Source organism: Tenacibaculum sp. TC6 (genome assembly GCF_050606265.1).
Classification (GTDB): domain Bacteria; phylum Bacteroidota; class Bacteroidia; order Flavobacteriales; family Flavobacteriaceae; genus Polaribacter.
In genome coordinates this window covers 35,459-51,691 of the sequence record NZ_JBOCUK010000006.1, presented here as the reverse complement: position 1 = coordinate 51,691, position 16,233 = coordinate 35,459, and the positions used below count along the sequence as shown (strand labels likewise).

10 protein-coding genes and 1 tRNA gene are annotated in these 16,233 nt (G+C 33.4%); 4 read left to right on the top strand and 7 right to left on the bottom strand.

Annotated features, from left to right (window positions below):
* Positions 1–26: 26 nt before the first annotated feature.
* The 3 genes from ACQY1Q_RS04980 to ACQY1Q_RS04970 all read right to left on the bottom strand — a co-directional run bounded on the left by ACQY1Q_RS04980 (position 27) and on the right by ACQY1Q_RS04970 (position 7,135).
* Positions 27–2,732 carry a glycoside hydrolase family 19 protein gene (locus ACQY1Q_RS04980; RefSeq protein WP_431004183.1) on the bottom strand — a complete coding sequence of 902 codons (2,706 nt, stop codon included), beginning with the start codon at positions 2,730–2,732 and terminating at the stop codon, positions 27–29.
* 264 nt (positions 2,733–2,996) lie between these two features.
* Entirely contained in the window at positions 2,997–4,061 is a 1,065-nt protein-coding gene (locus tag ACQY1Q_RS04975; protein WP_431004182.1) for a PA0069 family radical SAM protein, read from the bottom strand.
* Positions 4,062–4,336: 275 nt separating this feature from the next.
* Entirely contained in the window at positions 4,337–7,135 is a 2,799-nt protein-coding gene (locus tag ACQY1Q_RS04970; protein WP_431004181.1) for a S8 family peptidase, read from the bottom strand.
* A 98-nt stretch (positions 7,136–7,233) separates the two neighbouring features.
* On the opposite strand from ACQY1Q_RS04970, the gene ACQY1Q_RS04965 reads away from it, so the two are divergent.
* Positions 7,234–8,073, top strand: coding sequence for a M57 family metalloprotease (locus ACQY1Q_RS04965; protein ID WP_431004180.1), 840 nt, complete (start codon positions 7,234–7,236; stop codon positions 8,071–8,073).
* An 88-nt stretch (positions 8,074–8,161) separates the two neighbouring features.
* Here ACQY1Q_RS04965 and aroC read toward each other — a convergent pair whose 3' ends face one another.
* Positions 8,162–9,223, bottom strand: coding sequence for a chorismate synthase (gene aroC / locus ACQY1Q_RS04960; protein WP_431004179.1), 1,062 nt, complete (start codon positions 9,221–9,223; stop codon positions 8,162–8,164).
* Between the two features lie 336 nt (positions 9,224–9,559).
* Here aroC and ACQY1Q_RS04955 point away from each other — a divergent pair.
* The 3 genes from ACQY1Q_RS04955 (at position 9,560) to ACQY1Q_RS04945 (ending at position 11,446) form a co-directional block, all read left to right on the top strand.
* Positions 9,560–9,644 (top strand) — tRNA-Ser (locus ACQY1Q_RS04955).
* Between the two features lie 272 nt (positions 9,645–9,916).
* Positions 9,917–10,156, top strand: a complete 240-nt coding sequence (locus tag ACQY1Q_RS04950) for a hypothetical protein (RefSeq protein ID WP_431004178.1) — start codon at positions 9,917–9,919, stop codon at positions 10,154–10,156.
* A gap of 72 nt (positions 10,157–10,228) precedes the next feature.
* Entirely contained in the window at positions 10,229–11,446 is a 1,218-nt protein-coding gene (locus tag ACQY1Q_RS04945) for a radical SAM protein (protein WP_431004177.1), read from the top strand.
* A 53-nt stretch (positions 11,447–11,499) separates the two neighbouring features.
* On the opposite strand, the gene ettA is transcribed toward ACQY1Q_RS04945, so the two are convergent.
* The 3 genes from ettA to ACQY1Q_RS04930 form a co-directional block, all read right to left on the bottom strand.
* Positions 11,500–13,191 (bottom strand): energy-dependent translational throttle protein EttA, encoded by a 1,692-nt coding sequence (gene ettA, locus ACQY1Q_RS04940; protein WP_431004176.1) that lies wholly within the window; start codon positions 13,189–13,191, stop codon positions 11,500–11,502.
* Between the two features lie 42 nt (positions 13,192–13,233).
* A complete protein-coding gene (locus ACQY1Q_RS04935) occupies positions 13,234–13,410 on the bottom strand; it encodes a CAL67264 family membrane protein (RefSeq protein ID WP_431004285.1) in 177 nt (58 codons plus the stop codon).
* Positions 13,411–13,576: 166 nt separating this feature from the next.
* Positions 13,577–16,168, bottom strand: coding sequence for a response regulator (locus ACQY1Q_RS04930; RefSeq protein WP_431004175.1), 2,592 nt, complete (start codon positions 16,166–16,168; stop codon positions 13,577–13,579).
* Between the last annotated feature and the right edge of the window lie 65 nt (positions 16,169–16,233).

Genomic DNA, 16,233 nt, shown 5'->3' with positions numbered 1-16,233 from the left:
TGCTACAACAGGTTACTACGCTTAGGTTAGTTTTTAATTATTTTTTTAGTTTGCACCGATCCGTTTGTATGTATTTTATAGAAATACAGCCCGCTTTTTAGCTTTACTAATTTTTTAGCAAATACTTCTGTGCCTTTATCAACATTCGTATTTATAATAGTTTGTATCAGTTTACCCGACGCGTCAAACAATTCAATTTTTACGTGTGAATTGGCCGTTGAGTTAATGGTAACATACACGTCATCTGCAACTACCGTTGGATACACTTTAGCCGTAACAGTTTGTGTGGTATTTACACATTCAGAAACATACTCCCACTCATTGGTTTCGCCGGGTAGGTTATTTTGAGTCCACCATTTAGCTCTGTATATATTTTGATGGTAATATACCGTATCACCTGTATTGTATACTTTACTTGACAACCATTCCGGCGATCCGCAAAAATCGGTACTGCCTCCGCCATTACATGATTGTACATAATCCCATACATCACTGCTTCCCGGTATTTCTGTGCTTGAGGCATACCATTTATTTTTATAAATAGTACCGTTATAACTTACCTCAGCTCCTGCTTGTGCATATACCTTGGCTTCCCAAGCAGGTACACTACCACAATTACCGCCTGATGTTTTTTCTTGAATAGTAAATGATGTGGTACTTACTGTAGTGGCTCCTTCATTATCTGTTGCTGAAATTTTTAAGGTATAGGTTCCGAAAGTACCGGGAGTCCACATAGTTGTATATTCGCTATTGGTAGTACTAATACCTTGTACGGTGTTTGAATTTACCATAAACTCCACATTTTGCACAGAGGTATCGTCTGTAATTACGGCTTTTAATTCAATAGCGGTTAAAGAGGTTTGTTCTATGCTTGTATTATTACCAGGTGTAACTTGTGAAATTACAGGCGGAGCATTCTGTCCGGTTTCTTTAACCGTAAATGTTATTTCTTTACGGGTGGATTGATTTTCATTATCCATTGCTATAGCTATCACAGTAACTTGCCCAAAAGACGCAGGAGTAAATGTTGCTGTATATTCATTTCCTGATGATGAAGCTGCTATGGTTGTATTGTTGTAGTTGAATGAAAACGACTGTACTGTACCATCATTATCTGTAGCCGTAGCTTTTAATACTATTGGTGATAAACTTGCTTGTTCTATGACTTGCCCTTGAGAAGGACTTTGCCATTGTATTACCGGAGCATTACCACTTGTTACTCCACAATCTTTAATCTTTTCCCAAACATCATCAACCCCGGGAGTTGTTCCTATACCTGCATACCATTTATTTCTGTAAATAGTAGCACTGTAGTTTACATAGTTATTGGGTTTGTCATAAATTTTAGTCGATCGCCACTCGGGAATATCTGTACAATCTAACGTAACTCCATCCCATATAATTACTTTAATAGTGGCCGTTGCTGTTAACCCGTTTTCAAAAACAGCATTGGCTACTAAATGCTGAGTTCCGTAGGCATTAGGTGTCCACGTAAAAGAGGTTCCTGAAAAAGTCTGATTTCCTATGGTTGTGGTAACTGAACTTACCACCGAGTTTTTCTGGTCTATGGCTAAGTTTACCGTAATTGCTGAAAACGATTCTTGTTTAATCACTTCACTTTCAATAGGACTTACAAAAGTAATTGCCGGCTTTTGCGCACAAGGTTCTGCTGTTAAATCTGCAGCATCTCCCCCGTATTTACTCATATCTTTACAACCACAATCTGATAAATCATGAACTCCGTCCATATCAGTACCTATACCATAAACAGCAGCGTAACGTTCATAATACCCTATTCTGTCTACAACTTGCGGTTTTTCAGTTCCCTGACCGCATTCTACCCCACCGTTAATAATGTTTACGGTCATTCCTAATCCCGGAACTCTGTTTTTGGTAACATCTAAATCGTTAGGCACCCATTTATTGGTCATTACATTATGTGCTGACGGTTTTGGGTATTGCGGTGTCATCCAAAACCAAATAGCTGTTTGAAAAGCCAATGCAGCATCTTGTATTACTCTTTCAGGATTGTCTAGCAAAACTTGTTTATCTCCAAAAATAAACTCACTTGCAGGCCCGTAATTATAATTATACGATAATTGAATGGGACCTCTTCCTTTATAAGATTTTCCTGGTGTAGGTGGATAATTGGTATCCGGATACGCATAAGAAGCATCTGTAGGTTCTTCTCTAAAGTGTAACCCCCATGAAAACCTTCCACCGGGAGCAGTAGCCCATCCTCCGGTAGTTTCATGAGATATGTTAGCAAAAAAGGCGATTAACTCTCTTTTTCGTGTTTCTAAATCTCCTTCTTCCAAAAAAGAAGCATAATCTACCTCTTCTGTTATAATTTCTTTATCAGCATTTCTGGGAGCTTCAAAATCAGCGTCCGTTCTTATAACTTTTGAAACTCCGGTTTCTTTTTCTATCCGCGTAACCTTATAAGCATTGGTTCCGCACCTTCTTTCAAAAATTACTTTGATTTTTCCCATTCTGTTAATGGCTTCTATAAAAGAAGCATAGGTATAAAAATCATCTTTAGGGTCTAACACCCAAACACCTCCTCCGGTGTCTTTAGCTCCAAACCTGTACGGAAACAACGTATTCCATAATTCTTCAGTAACTAATGGATGGGCAATGATGTCATCTTCAATAGGGAGGTTTTTCTCTTTCCGCTCTTTGTTTACACCGGTTTTAAAATACGTGCCGGAAGTTGCGTTAAGTGTATTCATACACAAAAAGAGCAATAGCAAAAATTGCACTTTAATGATTTGTTTCATTTTTTAGATTTTAAAGGATTCATTGTATTTTATGAAGCTGCACGCTTAATAAAAAAGCATTATAACACTTAAAAACAAAGTATTACAACTCATAATAATGCTTAAATAAGTGCCTCTATTTGGTTTTTCAAAAAATTTTAGATGAAAAACAGAAATAAACCTCTAAAATGCAGAAATGTAGTTTTTATAAAACTATCACACTCATAATCAACGGTTTCAAAACAGTTTCATTTGATTATTTTGATGTTTATCGAATTTTGAGAAATCAAGAGGTGGATTGTCTTTATTTTTTAGATACAATTTTTTAGCCAATGCAAATTGTTGTTCAACTTGTTCGGCTATTTTTCCTTTTCCTGCCATTCTAACTCCGTATCGAGATTCGTTAAGAGTTCCTTCGTGACATTCTTTTATTTGATTTAAGATTTTTTCGACTCTGTTCGGATAGGTTTTACGTACCCACTCTGTGAAAATTTCGCCTATAGCTCCGTTTAGCCTTACTATGGTATAACCTACCGATTTGGCTCCTAACTCACTTACTTTTTTTACTAAAGGTAGTATTTCATGATTATTGATAGATGGTATAATTGGCGCCATCATCACATTAACAGGAATTCCGTTTTCTGAAAGTATTTGAACCGTTTCTAATCGCTTCTTTATGGTTGCAGTTCTGGGCTCTACTACTTTTCTGGTTTCTTCAGACAGCGAAGTAATAGATATACTAACTCTTACCAAGTTCATGAAAGCCATTTCTTTTAAGATATCTAAATCTCTTAAAATTAATGAATTTTTTGTAATGATGCTCACCGGATGTTTAAGCTTTAATAATACCTCTAACATTTTTCTGGTGATTTTTAATTTCTTTTCAATAGGCTGGTAGCAATCCGTATTACCTGAAAACATAATGTTTTGAGGTTCCCAATTTCTGCTTCGTAACTTTTGCTCTAACAATTCCGGGGCATTGGTTTTGTATAAAATTTTACGTTCAAAATCTAATCCTGCCGAATACCCCCAATATTCATGACTATTGCGAGCATAACAATAAATACATCCATGCTCGCATCCTTGATACGGATTCATAGAATAGGTAAATCCTATATCTGGGCTTGTTACTTTATTGACAATGGTTTTAGGGTATATTTCTAAATAGGTAGTTTTATTGGTATCGGCAGCCTCATTTTCTGCTTCGCAATAATTCAAAAAATCATCTAATACCTCTTGTTGATGTTGTAAAAATCTATTGTGTGTATTGTGCTGTGCTCCACGACCTTTTATGTAGTTCATAACCATCTCTTAATAAAACATTAGTAAAATTGTCTTTTTAGAATGATTTTATCGAGAACACGTTACTCACTAAGTGAGATTTAAAGACTTCAATATTGGTATTGAAGTTTATTAAATAGTTTCTTGTAACCAGCTCGTGAGCTTAGCTCAGAGTAGTTAACTTAACCTCTCAATACAATTTCGGCAGAAAACCGAAATCACCCGAAGTGACTTTGTAAAGTTACCGGAAAAAAGTATGTAAAAATGTTAATGTTGATAAGTTTTTCAACCTATTCTTAAGGCTTTACCAAAATCTTTTTCACTGCTATTTGGCGTCCGTCTTTTAATAAACGAACAAATAATAAGCCTGTTTTAAAGCTAGGTATAAGAATTGTTTGCTTGATTTTTTGTAACTGATTGGTATAAATTATTCTCCCGGTTATATCTACTATTTGTATGTCTAAATTATTTCCTCTGGAATACACAAACATACCTTCTGAAGCTATTACAGGATTTGGATAAATAGTTAATGTATTATCAAAAGGGAATTCTATGGTAATGGCATCGGTATAAATTTCTGTTCCATCATTTAAAACAATTCGAGCCCTGTATTCATTTCCCCCCCCGGAAATACCAGTGTCTTCAGTTAAAAGTTCTTTTATAGTAGGTGCCGTAAATGTTTGAATGATTTGAGTTTTTCCTTCAAGTACTTTTTCAAAAACGACCGATTGCACATTGGTTAACGTGCTTAAGTTTACTCGTAAATCTACCGTATTTTCATTTTTTAAAAAGGCTAAAAAGTTCTTATAATAACAATTAACCCCCTGTAAATCATAGTTTATCGTTTGCCCTTTTACCCCTTTTTCTCCATTAAAAACAGGTGTTACAGCTATATACGGAGTTTTTAATGTGTTTTTAGGTAACTCAATACTTGTAGCATTTAACGTGGTATGCGTGTACATATACATATCCTCTAGCAATTCCACATTATAAGCGGTTGCATCTGCAACAGGCTCCCAACTGAATTGAATTTTTTCATCACAGTTAAAATCTACTACCGGGGTAATAATATCTGACACCACAAATTGTTCCGAGGTATAATATACCCCGTTTACCAAAGCTCTTAACTGTACGACTCCGTTAGTTCCCGGGGTACTCCATGATAAAAATGAGGTTGTTGTATTGCTAGAATTCGCCACTTCTGTCCATGCTCCATTATTGATGGCATACTCAACAGTACTCACCGGAACCCCAAAATTATTCGTCCATCTTATATAGGTATCTGTCTTCGTTGGTAATTGGTTATGTGCTCTCGGGTAATTCCAGTTAAATGTATCTTTAGGTTGAAAAAAGTAAGCTATTGAAAAGGATTGTGACGAAGTTGCTAACGAATTGGCTTGTATTTTTAATTGATAGTTTCCTGATACCGGGTTCTCAACGGTAATTAATTCCACATTATTAATATGATCTTTCCCTTGCACCGCTTCTTTTTCTAAGGAATTTAATGAAGGCGACGTATCTAAAACCCATGGCAACCACGTAGTAGCATCTTTACTTAATTCTAAATCAAGATCATTTACCAAAGCTTTACTGTCGTTAACATTCGCAGGAACATCATTCCATACCAAGGCTATTCTCATGTTTTTTGTTGCAGCCGGAATAGAGATTGTATAATTTTTCGTCTCATTAGTTGAAATGACATCATTGATATACCCGACTTTTTCAATAATACTAATACTTTGTGAGGCATTAACATTACCGTAACCGCTTTTAAAATCAATTCCTTTAGCGCCTACATCGTCAGCTCCGGCAATTAATACCGATTTTAATAATGTAGAAGGTGGTAATACATGGGTATTCTCTTTATATTTTTGTTGTAACAATGCGGTAATCCCCGAAACGATGGCTGCGGCATCCGAAGTTCCTTCCGGTCCGTGTGCCACTAATTCGGGTTTGAGTCTTCCATCATAAGCAGGTCCTTTAGAACTTCTTGAGTTAACTTCCAATTCCTGATTAACTCCACCTACAACCAATACATTTTTAGCCATTTTAAAATTTCCTGTCATATTTGCATATCCGGCTATTCCTTTATAATTTCCTTCTTGTGAAGTAGCTTCTCCTATATTTCCCGAAGAAAATACATGAAGCAGCTCAGGAATATCAATACTACTTTGGTCATATGCATTGGCTTCTGCTCCGTAATAATTTTCTATTTCTGTTCCGTACGAATGGTTTTGAATAAAAATACTATTGTTTGTATAATAAGTATCTTCATCCGGTAGTAGGGTACTGAAATCAGAAGAAGATAAAAAACTATGGTCTGCCACACCTTTAGCATTGTACGTGCTATTCCCTGCTCCGCCTATGGTGGTAGCCATTAGCGTTGCATGACCGGAAACATCTGCCGCTTCTTTACCCTGCAACTTAATTCTGTTTCTTAAATCTATATCTTCTACATCAAACAATAATTCATTAACCGATACTGTAATATTTTCTCCGTTAATAGCCGGATACTCTTTATGAATTGTATGTATCGTATTTACACCTAAATCAATCTTTTCTATCGGAATACTTTCAGGCTTTGGAGTTACTTGTGTATCAATATACACACTCTGATATAACGAAGCTATTTTAGGGATTTCTTCTGATAAAACTTCTAAGGTTAAAAAGTTCTTATAGTCACGTAGTAACCTAAATGTTAAACTTTTACTAGTTAAGTCTTTTAGAAATTGTGAGGCATTTAGTGTTTTAACAACAACTCGTACTTTCTTTTTTTTCTTCTTAGACAACGTAATACTTCTGGAAGATAATTTCCAGTTATCATTTACAGTAAACAATTCTCCTTTAAAAATTGGTTGGTCGATAGTTTCTTTTGCCGTTATTATACAAAAGTTATCATCTAACTTTCTTACTACTTTTACCAACTCTCCATTTAGCAATGCATCTTGCTTATATGTTAAATAATATCTTTTTTCTACTATTTTTTGGGCTGATTTTTTAGGATTACTTTTTTGTATATAGGAAGGAAAATTATCTTGTGAATACAGGCTTAACACCATAAAAAAGCCACAAAAAAACAGGGAAAAGAGTTTCATAGGTATAAAATTATCTTCACAAATTAAACATTTTTTTTGCATATTTAATTATAAAAATATACATTTACTCGCATTTTTTTAATTTAAAACCCTTCAAAATGAAAAAACTAAAATTGTCGCTGCTACTAAGTATCGTAGCATTCGCAGCTATCTTTGTTGCATGTAATTCAGAAGACACTGTTGCTCCAAGCAACGAAACTAATGCAATTACTCCAGAAATCGCATCAAAACTTCAAGCTGCTTATTTTGAAACTTCTTCTGCTAAAGTAACTACTTTTATGGGAGAAAAAGGTGTGGCCGTAGAAGATATGTTCTTCACCTTTGATCAAATTGATGAACTAGGAAAAGGTTCTCAAATTCCTAACACTGAGCATTACAGAACTACCAATTTAGTAACTGGTTTACCTAGAGTTATTAAGGTAAGTGTATCTCCGGATTTAGGAAGTTTAGGTTCTAATGCTTTAGATAAAACTATTGTTATGCTTAATAACTTAGGAGCTCAACTAACTTTCCAAAGAGTAGCTTTTGGAGGTAGAGGAAGCAAAAAAGCTGATATCGAAGTTACTGAGTTTTATGAGTTAGAAAGTGGTGGTTTCATTACTTTAGGTAGAGCTGCCGGTTTCCCTACAAGAAGAGGAAATCCTGCAAAAGGTTTTGGTATCAACAGCAGATGGTTTGAGTTATCAATTGCTCCTACTTCTAGTGAACTTGCTGGTACTATGGCTCACGAAATAGGACACTGTATCGGTTTCCGTCATACAGACTACAAAACTCGTGAAAGCTGTGGACAAAATGTAAACGAAGGTAGTGCAGGAGTTGGAGCTATCCATATTGCGGGTACACCAACAGGTTCTGATGCTACTTCTATCATGCAGTCTTGTGGACCAGCTATTACTTTTAACAACAATGATAAAAATGCAATGTTAACTCTTTACTAAGGGTTGCCGCTTGTTAAAAATAGAAAAAACCGGATACAAATTGTATCCGGGTTTTTTATATATCAAACTTTTGCTTCTTATTTTATTATTAGCTTCTTCTGGTTTTATTTAACAACCAAAAATCAGCTAAAACCAAGGCTGTTAAAGCTTCTACAATAGGTACCGCTCTTGGAACTACACAAGGGTCATGACGCCCTTTACCTTGAATTTCTGTAACTTCTCCTTCTGCATTAATCGTAGCTTGGTTTTGCATAATTGTTGCTACCGGTTTAAATGCTACTCTGAAATAAATATCCATTCCGTTAGAAATTCCCCCTTGTATTCCTCCTGATAAATTGGTTATTGTAGTACCATCTGCATTAAAAAGATCATTATGCTCAGATCCTTTCATTTTAGCTCCGCAAAATCCGCTTCCAAATTCAAACCCTTTTACGGCATTAATAGATAGCATTGCTCTCCCTAACTCAGCATGAAGTTTATTAAAAATAGGCTCTCCTAATCCAACCGGTACATTTTTTACCACACAAGTTACCGTACCTCCAATAGTATCGCCCTCTTTTCTTATTTCTTTAATCTTTGCAATCATTTCTTCAGCTACCGCTTCATCCGGGCATCTTACTATATTACTTTCTATTTTAGAAAAGTCTAAATCCTGATAAGGTTTTACTGTAAAAATATTTCCTACAGATGACGTAAATGCGTTGATTTGAATATGAGCTATTAATTGTTTAGCTAGGGCTCCTGCCACCACCCAATTAGCTGTTTCTCTTGCTGAAGTTCTTCCTCCTCCTCTATGATCTCTAACCCCATATTTCTTATCATAGGTAAAATCTGCATGAGAAGGTCGGTAAACATTAGTATTATGATTATAATCTTTACTTTTTTGATTGGTGTTTCTAATAATAAATCCAATAGAAGCTCCGGTAGTAAAACCTTCAAAGATTCCCGACAAAAATTCAACCTCATCCGGTTCTTTACGTTGTGTAACTATAGCAGATTGCCCAGGTTTCCGTCTGTCCAATTCACGTTGAATAGCTTCAAAATCTACTTTCATGCCTGCCGGAAAACCATCGATAACTCCTCCGATAGCTGTACCATGTGATTCACCAAAAGTGGTTAATTTTAGAATATTTCCGAATGAATTAAACATATTATAATAATTTACAGGCGAAAGTAGAATTATTTATTATAAAAACACAATTAAATACTAAGTTTTATAGATTAATTTCTAACTATTTTCTCCTCTACTTCTCTCTTATTTCTATTTAAAATTACCGTTAATTTTAAGTCATAATTCTTTTTCAAAAGACTTTTTATAATGAATACTCTTTAAAATTGAAAAAAAAACAAACTCAAACTCTCTGATAGTAAAAACATTAAACAGGAAGGTTTAATTTATCATGAAAAAAGTTCTAAAAAACTTTTTTAGAATTAAAAAAAGGTTCTATATTTGCATCCGCAATCAGGGAATAGCTGATTAGACAAAGGAGAAATGGCAGAGTGGTCGAATGCGGCGGTCTTGAAAACCGTTGACTGTAACAGGTCCGGGGGTTCGAATCCCTCTTTCTCCGCAAGTCCGAAGCGAAAGCTTCGGATTTTTTTTAGGGGATTAAAGAAAAAAAAGCTTGTTGTTTTCACAATAAGCTTTTTTGTTTTTACTACCGTGAGTAATATAACTACTTACCTCTTTTTACTTTCATCTTACATTTTTTTATTTTTCTGGGTAATAAAAAACACTTCCTTCTACTTATCCTTAAAGAACGTTATTAATTATGCGCAAATAATAACTTGAGGGAGCTGAAAATCATACAGAGTAAGCAATAACTAACAAATTTAATGTATAATGAAAAAATCATTCTTTTTATCTAAAGGGCTAAATAAGTTCTCTGATTTACAAATTAGCAACATGAAAGACATCAAAGGAGGAATAGCTACTATTCCTGGCGATGTAATATACTATCCAACCGGAGGTGGTGGTAAACGTTGCCCTGAAGGACAAGTATGGTCTGATAAATTAGGGAAATGTGTATATGCTATTGCTGTTGAAGTTGATGAAAAAGAAAGTACAATTTCTTTACCTTAACCTTTAACCTCAGAGAAATTATTCTTTATCACCTAGAGAATAATTCCTCTATTCTAACTCTTAAAAGAAAACATGAATTTTGATGCTCTAATCATAAAGGTTGCCAGCAGATGTAACCTCAACTGTTCTTATTGTTTTATGTACAACTTAGGCGATACTACTTATAAAAATCAGCCTAAATTTATGAGTTCAGATACCGTTGATGCTATTCTTCAAAAAACTAAAATATATATTCAACAATTTCAGAAAAAACAGTTTTCTTTTATTTTTCATGGTGGTGAACCTTTATTAACCACAAAAGAGTTTTATAAATCATTTATTAGTAAGGCTAATCAATTAGTAAAAGAACTTAACGACGTTACTTTTTTTTATGACATACAAACCAACGGGGTTCTAATTGATAAGGAATGGCTCAACTTATTTAAACACTTAAACATTCACCCTAGTATTAGCATTGACGGCACTGAAAAAGCACACGATATGTTTAGGGTAGATCATCAAGGTAACGGAAGTTACCATAAAGTATTACAAAACACACAACTTATAAAAAAACATAGCAATGCACTAGACATCGCATGTGTTATTAATGTAAATGAAAAGCCTTTAGATGTGTATGAAAGTTTTAAAAAAATGAAAGCGGATACGGTTAATTTTCTGATTCCAGATTACACTCATGATAATTTTCCTTTTAACAAGCAAGAAACTCGCATGGCAGATTGGCTTATTGAATTGTTCGATATTTGGGTTAATGATGCTAACCGATACAGAATTCCGATGTTTATAGGTTTTATGAATCGGTTTATGAGAGTACATGAATCTGAAAGAAACGAATCTACCGTACTTGTCATAGAAACTAACGGGGAAATTGAAGCTGTTGATTCGTTAAAAGCTTGCGGTAACGGATTCACTAAAACCGGGCTAACTATTAAGCATCATAATTTTAACGACATTAAAACGTCTCCTCTAGGGAATCTTTATTTTGGCAATTACACTACAAAGCTTTGTTATCAGTGCAGCGAATGTCCTTTACAGGAAATATGTACCGGAGGTCGTTTAGTACATCGATACAGTAAAAAGAACGGTTTTAACAATCCTTCAGTTTATTGTAACGACTTAATTTCTTTTATTGCTCATATGCAGCATTATTTTATTGAGTGTTATCCTGAGCTTCATGCTTCTGAAAATATTGAAGCCATTGTTCCTAAAGAGATACAAGCATATCTTTCTAGTTTACACTCAACTTCACATACACTACCAATCCATCAAGAATTAGAGACCTTTTCGTCTTAATCTAACTACTATTCTACAAAAAAGAGGGCTAGTAAGCCCTCTTTCTTCTGTTTTTATCTTATTAATTTTTTATATTTTATTCTCTTTGGCATTACATCTCCGCCTAAACGCTTCTTCTTGTTTTCTTCGTATTCAGAAAAAGAGCCTTCAAAGAAATACACCTGGCTGTCTCCTTCAAAAGCTAAGATGTGAGTACATATTCTATCTAAAAACCATCTATCGTGTGAAATAACTACTGCACATCCTGCAAAGTTTTCTAAACCTTCTTCTAGCGCTCTTAAGGTATTTACATCTAAATCGTTAGTTGGCTCATCTAATAGCAATACGTTTCCTTCTTCTTTCAAGGTCATTGCTAAATGTAAGCGGTTACGTTCTCCTCCTGAAAGTGTAGCTACTTTTTTGTTTTGCTCATTTCCGGAGAAATTAAATCTACTTAAATATGCTCTTGAGTTTACTTGTTTTCCCCCCATTAGTACTAAATCTTGTCCATCAGAAAAGTTCTCCCAAATTGTTTTATCCGGGTCTATATTTGAATGACTTTGATCTACATAAGCAATCTTGGCTGTTTCTCCCACCGTAAAAGTACCGGAATCCGGAGTTTCTTCTCCCATAATCATTCTGAAAATGGTTGTTTTACCAGCTCCGTTTGGTCCAATAATACCTACAATTCCTGCTTGCGGTAAATTAAACCCTAAATTTTCATATAATAACTTATCTCCAAAAGCTTTAGAAACTCCTTCAGCATCTATTACATTAGTTCCTAAACGTGGACCGTTAGGAATAAATATTTCCAGCTTTTCTTCTACTTGTTTTTGATCTTGATTTAAAAGTTTGTCGTAGTTTTTAAGACGGGCTTTTGATTTTGCCTGACGTCCTTTAGCTCCTTGACGCACCCATTCAAGTTCTCTTTCTAACGTTTTTTGACGTTTAGATTCTGTTTTACTTTCTTGAGCTAATCTTTTTGATTTTTGATCTAGCCAAGAAGAATAGTTTCCTTTCCACGGAATTCCTTCTCCTCTATCTAATTCTAGAATCCAACCGGCAACATTATCTAAGAAATAACGGTCGTGAGTCACCGCTATAACTGTTCCTTTATATTGAGCTAAATGATGTTCTAACCAATGAACTGACTCCGCATCTAAGTGGTTCGTAGGCTCATCTAAAAGTAATACATCCGGCTCTTGTAATAATAAACGACAAAGGGCTACTCTACGACGCTCTCCTCCTGATAATACTCCTATTTTTTGATCAGGATCCGGAGTACGTAACGCATCCATAGCTATTTCTAATTTAGTATCTAACTCCCAAGCATTTGATGCATCAATTTGATCTTGCAACTCAGCCTGGCGAGCCATTAACTTATCCATTTTATCCGGATTAGAATATACTTCTTCTAATCCAAACATATCGTTTATTTTATTGTATTCATCTAATACAGCAACTACATCAGCTACACCTTCTTTTACAACATCTAATACGGTTTTATCTTCATCTAATTGAGGTTCTTGCTCTAAATAACCTACTTTATATCCCGGAGAAAACACTACATCTCCTTGGTAATTTTTCTCTACTCCGGCTATAATTTTTAATAAAGTTGATTTTCCTGAACCGTTTAAACCAAGAATACCTATTTTGGCTCCATAAAAAAAGCTTAAATAGATATCTTTTAAAACTTGCTTTCCGGTACTTTGATAGGTTTTAGAAACCTTATTCATGGAAAAAATAATCTTCTTATCGTCGCTCATTATATTATACTCTTTTTATACGTTAGTTAATTCAGCGTTTATTTATACTCTACCTTTAAGGGCATTAAACACCCATGCATTTGCAAAAAAACCAAGACCTACAGCACCAAATCCATAACCTGCTATTTCATCATATTTAAATACTGCCAAAGCTATAAGTAAAATTCCCATTAAAACCATTACCAATGTAGCCCATCCAAGAACTGTGTTTTTATTCATTGCCATAATTATAAAATGTTTTTAAAGGTAAAGAGGGTAGTTTTTACATTCTCTTTACACAAAGTAAAGGGCAAATATCGGAATTATTTATTCAAGAAAACAGAAAAGAAAGGGATAAGTTTTTTGTTTAGAGTGTTTAATTATACTGCTCAACCTCTTACAAAGACTAACTTTCTTTTAATAATTCACTAGGGCTTACACCAAATCTTTGTTTAAATTTTACCGAGAAATAAGATGCACTTTTAATACCTACAGAATATCGTATGTTATTAACATCTGCTTCTTCTTTATTTTTTATTTTTTTGTAGGCTTCTTGCAATCGAATTTCTAAAATAAATTTAACCGGAGTTAAGCCTGTGAGTTTTTTAATGATTCTTTCTAACTGTCTTTGACTAAAGTTCACTTCTTCTGCTAAACTCACTACGTTAAAATCTTCTTTATCTAAATTCTTTAAAACTATTTTATATAGTTTCTTTAGTTTTTTTTCATCAAAGCTTTCTACTTCTTTTTCATCTTCATTTTGTATCCACGCCTCTCTTTTTTCTTTATTTTTTAATAAACAATTAATTCTGGCTATTAATTCATCTTTGCTAAAGGGCTTTACAATGTAATCACTAACTCCAATATTAAAAGCTTCTATTTTGTTTTCTTCATTTCCTAAGGCCGTTACCATTACAAATGGAATATTTTTAGTTTCGGAATTTTTTTCTATTTCTTTTTTAAATTCAATACCATTCATTTTAGGCATCATAACATCCGAAATAATAAGGTCTATTTTTTTATTTTTTAATACATTAATTCCTTCTTCTCCGTTAAAGGCAAAAGTGCAGTTATAAAAAGGTGATACTATTTTCTGATAATACTCAACCATATAAGGATTATCTTCTACAATAAGTACCTCATATTTTTGCTTAGAAAAGTTAATAACTGTTTTATCTACACTTATTTCTCCTTTTATTTTTTTAGTAATTGTTTCCGGGCTTTCAATTGATGCTTCAGTAGAAACAGGAAATAGCACTTTAAACGTTGCTCCTTTTTCAGGAGTGCTTACAACACTTATTTCACCTTTTAATTTATCTACAATATCTTTAACTATAGCCAAACCAATTCCAAAGCCTTCAGATTTTCCTTTTTTATCTTCCTGATAAAACTTATCAAATATATTTTTTTGGCTTTCAGGACAAATTCCACTTCCTTGATCTATAATATGTATATGCATAAAATAATCTTGTAAAAAGACTTTGAAAGTTACAGTAGCTTTTTGAGGGGAGAATTTTATGGCATTACCTACCAAATTATTGATTAAACTTTCCAATTTATTGGTATTGGTTTGTATTGCGTAATTAATAGGCAATGCTGCTTCATAGTTTAATTCAATACTTTTAATTTTAGCAATACTTTCAAAAGAAAAGAAGAGTTGTTGTAAAAATGGTTCTATAATTACATGTTCCATTATAATTTCTTCTTGTTTCTTTTCTTCTTTCAATAATGAAATAATATCAGATATATTGTTGACAACTTTAGCACTCTTATTTCTGATTTCTTTTAAGTATTTTTTTAATTCTTTATTATTTATACTTTTTTCTGAAGATAAATCCAAGTATCCTAATATTAAAGAAATTGGAGTTCTTATTTCATGAGCTATATTCATAAATAACTCTGCTCTAAACTTATTAAAGTCGTGCTCTTTTTCTAGTTCTAAGCTAATTTTTTCCTTTTCGTATTTCAGCTTTAAAAAGTATCTTTCAAAGATAATTGCCAACAACAGAAGAGCTCCTATAGCACTTAAAATTATCAGTTTGGTTTTATTGGATTCTTTAACAACTAATACTTCTTTTTCTGCTTCGGCTAAACTTAGTTTTGCTTCAGATATTTTTTTAAAACTAGCTATAAGAGAGTCTTTATGTTTTTTATGATATTCAAGATATTTTTCTTTATGTTCTTTGATTTTAGGCAAATCATTCTTTTTCAAATAGTAATCTATAAAATTACTATGCACTCTTTCTATTTTTTCTAAATCTCCTTTCGCGGTATATTCTTCAGCCGCATCTTTTAAATGATTATATGCCTTATCTAACTCATTAACTTGTGTGTATGATTTTCCTAAAATTAAATTGATTACACTTAGATTTTCATCTTTTATAGCATTGAATACTTCTCTGTTAATTTTTAAATAATCGTACTGGGCTAGTTTTTCTAAAAAAACCTCTCCATATTCAATTGCTTTTTCATGTTGCCCTACATCATAGCTATAAAAAACAGATAATTCGTGTATGGGTATCAGATCATAAATAACAACCTTTTTATTCTCTGCAATTGTAATTCCGTTTTTTAATACTTCTTCTATTTCATTATACCTTTTTTGTCCTCTGTAAGACATTGCTATTGTTTTACTAAGACTTACATATTCATTCCATTTTTCAAAGTCTTTATAATACTCTTCTAACTTTTTCAAGTAGGTATCGGCATTTTTAAAGTCAGAAGTAAGCATAAAATACCCAGCTATTAAACGGTATCTTTTAGCTAATTCATGAGGATTTTTTACTATTTCTAGTTCTTTTATTAACTGGTGAATTGTTTTGGAAACTTGATAGGGTTTATTATTAACAACCAATATATTTCTTACAGAATCAAACTCCTTTTCACTTAAAGTTGTTATAGATTCTGAAACCTCATACTTTTCCTTATAACTCTGACAACTTAAAAGCGTAATTAGCTCAAAAACAATCAACAGCTTAAATAGATACAATTTTTTCATTACTCTTATAAAGTCTGTTTACGATTTTATATAACCTTTCACAGTTACTTATTATAAGCAATATT